The sequence below is a fragment of the Blastococcus sp. CT_GayMR20 genome (genome assembly GCF_004570345.1).
Map to the genome: position 1 here is coordinate 1 of NZ_SPQM01000244.1, position 4,374 is coordinate 4,374.

Annotated in this window: 4 protein-coding genes and 1 riboswitch; of the genes, 1 reads left to right on the forward strand and 3 read right to left on the reverse strand. The window is 73.8% G+C overall.

Annotation, left to right across the window (positions count from 1 at the left end; genetic code table 11):
- A partial coding sequence (locus tag E4P40_RS26520; protein ID WP_280790656.1) for a DapH/DapD/GlmU-related protein occupies nucleotides 1–335 on the forward strand: 335 nt, incomplete at its 5' end.
- A 1-nt stretch (nucleotide 336) separates the two neighbouring features.
- On the opposite strand, the gene E4P40_RS26525 is transcribed toward E4P40_RS26520, so the two are convergent.
- From E4P40_RS26525 to E4P40_RS26535, 3 genes are all read right to left on the reverse strand, one after another.
- Entirely contained in the window at nucleotides 337–1,542 is a 1,206-nt protein-coding gene (locus tag E4P40_RS26525; RefSeq protein ID WP_135161302.1) for a cysteine desulfurase-like protein, read from the reverse strand.
- 96 nt (nucleotides 1,543–1,638) lie between these two features.
- Nucleotides 1,639–2,712, reverse strand: coding sequence for a homoserine O-acetyltransferase (locus E4P40_RS26530; protein WP_135161303.1), 1,074 nt, complete (start codon nucleotides 2,710–2,712; stop codon nucleotides 1,639–1,641).
- Nucleotides 2,713–2,731: 19 nt separating this feature from the next.
- Nucleotides 2,732–4,024: a bifunctional o-acetylhomoserine/o-acetylserine sulfhydrylase gene (locus tag E4P40_RS26535; protein ID WP_135161304.1), complete on the reverse strand. Its 1,293-nt coding sequence runs from the start codon at nucleotides 4,022–4,024 to the stop codon at nucleotides 2,732–2,734.
- 42 nt (nucleotides 4,025–4,066) lie between these two features.
- A riboswitch (SAM riboswitch) is annotated at nucleotides 4,067–4,184 on the reverse strand.
- Nucleotides 4,185–4,374 lie beyond the last annotated feature (190 nt).

The following is a 4,374-nucleotide window of genomic DNA, read 5'->3' on the forward strand; positions in this document are numbered from 1 at the left end:
CCGTCGGCCACCGGGTCGTGCTGCACGGGGCGCACGTCGAGGACGAGGTCCTGGTCGGCATGGGCAGCGTCGTCATGAACGGTGCCCGCATCGGCACGGGGTCCATCGTCGCCGCCGGGGCTGTCGTCACCCAGGGCAAGCAGTTCCCGCCGAACTCGGTCATCGCCGGCGTCCCGGCGAAGGTGGTCCGCCGGGCCACCGACGACGACCTGCTCCACATCCGGGGCAACGCCGCCGCCTACTACGACCGGCTGCCCGAGGCGCGCAAGGTGCGGCCGGTGGTCCGCCGTCCGCTGCCGCCGGCGGGCATCGTGCCGGGCGACGCCCTGTCGTAGCTCACCGTTCGGCGAGGAACTCCCGGAGGCCCGCGAGCAGCCGCTCGACGTCGTCGCGGTCGCTGTAGGGCGCAAGCCCGACGCGGAGCCCACCGGCGTCGCCCAGGCCGAGCCACCGGCTCGGCTCGAGCGCGTAGAACGACCCCGCCGGGGCGTTCACGCCGCGGTCGGCGAGGAAGCGGTACGCGTCGGCCGCGTCGTGGCCGTCGAGCGTGAGCAGCAGCGTCGGGGTGCGGTGCGCCGCCCGCGACCACGACCGCACACCGGGCAGCTCCCGCAGTCCCGCCTCCAGGTGCTCGCGCAGCCCGTCCTCGTGGTCCTCCAGCGCGATCATCGCGGCGACCAGGCGTTCGCGCCGGTTCCCGTCGACGGGGGACAGGCCAGCGAGGAACTCCACGGCCGCCGTGGTCCCGGCCAGCAGCTCGTAGGGCAGGGTGCCGAGCTCGAACCGCTCCGGGACGGCGTCGGACGACGGCAGCAGCTTCGCCGGCCGCAGCGCGTCCAGCAGCGCCGGTGCCGCGGCCAGGACGCCGCAGTGCGGGCCCAGGAACTTGTACGGCGAGCAGGTGAAGAAGTCGGCACCGAGGGCGGCGACGTCGACGGGCGCGTGCGCGGTCAGGTGGACGCCGTCGACCGCCAGCAGGGCGCCGGCGTCGTGCACCAGTGCCGCGATCGCGGCGATCGGCGGGCGGGTGCCGATCAGGTTGGAGGCGCCGGTGACCGCGACCAGCCTCGTGCGCGGGGTCAGCACCTCGGCGACGTCGTCGGCCGTGAGCTCGCCGGTGGTCGGGTCGAACGCGATCCAGCGCACCGTGGCACCGACCGCCTCGGCGGCGATCACCCACGGGCGGACGTTGGCGTCGTGGTCGAGCCGGGAGACGACGACCTCGTCGGCGGGACCCCAGCCGGCCGCCAGCGTCCGGGCGAGGTCGAAGGTCAGCTGGGTCGCGCTGCGGCCGAAGACGATCCCGCCGGGGTCGGCGGCCAGCAGGTCGGCCACCGCCGCGCGGGCCGCCGTCACCGTGTCGTCGGCCAGCCGCTCGGCGGCGGTGGTGCGGCCGCGGTTGGCGATCGACGACGTGAGGGTGTCGGCGACCGCGCGCGCGACCGGCACGGGCACCTGCGTCCCGCCCGGTCCGTCGAAGTGCGCGGTGCCCGACCGCAGGGCCGGGAACTGCGCCCGCACCGCAGCGACGTCGTAGGTCATGCGCCCGACGCTACCGACCGGCCACGTCCCGTCGAGATCGGCGATCTGGTCGCCATGGGGCGACTTTCGCGACCACATCGCCGATCTGGTCGCGGCTCATCCCGCGAGCAGGCCCCTCAGCAGCTCCCCGACCGCCTCGGTCTCGATGAGGAAGCCGTCGTGGCCGTAGGGGGAGGCGATGACGTGCAGCGGCACCCCGAGCGCGTCGGCCACCTGCTGCTGCAGCTCCAGCGGGTACAGCCGGTCGCTGTCCACGCCCGCGACCAGCGCCCGGGCGGTCACCCGGCCCAGCGCCGCCTCGACGCCGCCCCGCCCGCGGCCGACGTCCCAGCTGTTCATCGTCTCGGTGAGCACCACGTAGCTGCCGGCGTCGAACCGGCGGGCCAGCTTGTCGGCGTGGTGGTCGAGGTAGGAGGCGACGGCGAACCGGCCGTCGTCCTGCACGGCGGTGCCGAACCGCTCGCCGAGCTCGAAGGCGCTGCGGTAGGTGAGGTGCGCGATCCGGCGGGCGACGCCGAGGCCGTCGACCGGCGGGTCGTCGAGCGGGTAGTCGCCGCCCGCCCAGCGGGGATCGGTGCGGATCGCCGTCTGCTGGGTGGTCTGGGTGCCGAGCTGGTCGGCGGTCGCCACGGCCCCGGAGGCCAGGAAGAACAGGGTGGCCACCCGGTCGGGCATGGCGACCGCCCACTCCAGGGCGCGCATGCCGCCCATCGACCCGCCGATGACGCAGGCCCAGCGGTGGATCCCGAGCGCGTCGGCGAGCGCGGCCTCCACGCGGACCTGGTCACCGACGGTCACCTCGGGGAAGCGGGAACCCCACGGGCCGTCGTCCGGCGCGCGGGAGGAGGGTCCCGTCGTCCCCTGGCAGCCGCCGAGCACGTTCGCGCAGACGACGAAGAACCGGTTCGTGTCCAGCGGTGCTCCCGGTCCGATGAGGCCCTGCCACCAGCCCGGCGTTGCGTGGCCGTCCCCCGCCGGTCCGACGACGTGGCTGTCGCCGGTGAGGGCGTGCTCGACCAGCACGGCGTTCGCGCCACCCGGGGCGAGCGTCCCCCACGTCTCGTAGGCGACCCGCACCGACGGCAGGAGCCCGCCGCGCTGGAGGCTGAACGCGGGCAGGTCGAGGAAGACCCGGTCCCCGACCGGGTCGCCCTCGACCCACCCGCCCACGGTCAGCCGCGCCGTCGGGTCAGGAGGCCTTGGCGGCGCGGAAGCCGGCCTCGAGGTCGGCGAGGATGTCCTCGATGCCCTCCAGGCCCACCGCCAGGCGCACCAGACCCGGCGTGACGCCGGTGGTGAGCTGCTCGTCGGCGGTCAGCTGCGAGTGCGTCGTCGACGCCGGGTGGATGACCAGGCTGCGCACGTCGCCGATGTTGGCCACGTGGCTGTGCAGCTCGAGCGCCTCCACGAACTTCTGGCCGGCCTCCCGGCCGCCGTGCAGCTCGAAGGTCAATACGGCGCCGGCGCCCTTCGGCGCGTACTTCTGCTGCGCCGCGTGCCACCTCGACGTGGGCAGGCCCGGGTAGTTCACCGAGTCCACCTCGTCGTGCGCCTCGAGGAACTCCGCCACCCGCTGGGCGTTGGCGACGTGCCGCTCCAGACGCAGCGACAGCGTCTCGATGCCCTGGACGACGAGGAAGGCGTTGAACGGGGAGATCGCCGGGCCCAGGTCGCGCAGCAGCTGCACGCGGGCCTTGAGCGCGTAGGCGGGCGCGCCGAGGTCCTTGTAGACGACACCGTTGTAGGTCGGGTCCGGCGTGGTGAAACCCGGGTGCTTCCCACCTGCCCAGTCGAACGTCCCGCCGTCGACGATGAGGCCGGCGATCGCGGTGCCGTGGCCGCCGAGGTACTTGGTCGCCGAGTGGACGACGACGTCCGCGCCGAACTCGAACGGCCGGATCAGGTACGGCGTGGCGATGGTGTTGTCGACGATCAGCGGGACGCCGTTGCGGTGGGCGACCGCCGCCACGGCCTCGATGTCGAGGATGTCGCCCTTCGGGTTGCCGATGGTCTCGCCGAAGAACGCCTTGGTGTTCTCCTGGACCAGTGCCTGCCAGGCCTCGGGGTCGTCCGGGTCCTCGACGAAGGACACCGTGACGCCCAGCTTGGGCAGCGAGTGGTGGAGCAGGTTGTACGTGCCGCCGTAGAGGGACGCGGAGGCGACGACGTGGTCGCCGGTCTCGGCGACGTTGAGCAGCGCGAGCGTCGTCGCGGACTGCCCGCTGGCCACCGCCAGAGCCGCGACGCCGCCCTCCAGCGAGGCCACGCGCTGCTCCAGCGCGTCCTGCGTCGGGTTCATGATCCGCGTGTAGATGTTGCCCATCTCGGCGAGGGCGAAGAGGTCGGCGGCGTGCTGGCTGTCCCGGAACTGGTACGCGGTCGTGGCGTAGATCGGCAGCGCACGGGCGCCGGTCGTGGGGTCGGGGCTCGTGCCGGCGTGGATCTGCCGGGTCTCGAAGCTCCAGGCTGCGGGGTCGGTCATGCGCCGTCTCCTCTCGTCGCGGAGAACCCGCGGCGCGCAGGAGCTCCGTCCTTGCCCTCGCGGCGGGTGCCGCGACGGCCGGCTCTTCCCCTGGAGCACCTCAGACGGAGTAGAGGTTGCCGGGCAGCCAGCCAGGTGCTTCGCGCTGCCTCTCAGGAGCCAGTCCCGATCCTAGGACGACGGTTGTCCCACGTGAAACTTCCGTCTCACCTGGTGGACTTCTCACCCACCAGTGCCGCGATCGCACCGCGGATCTCCGCCACGGGCACGGCGAGCGTGGCGTCGCCGACGGACAGCTCGACCCGGACGACGTCCGGGTCCCCGGTCGGCACCGCGCTCTCCCAGGTCCA

What these genes read in the sequence shown, in the direction of transcription:
- E4P40_RS26525 (WP_135161302.1), bottom strand. Translation starts at nt 1,542, where the DNA reads ATGACCTACGACGTCGCTGCGGTGCGGGCGCAGTTCCCGGCCCTGCGG.
- E4P40_RS26535 (WP_135161304.1), bottom strand. Translation starts at nt 4,024, where the DNA reads ATGACCGACCCCGCAGCCTGGAGCTTCGAGACCCGGCAGATCCACGCC.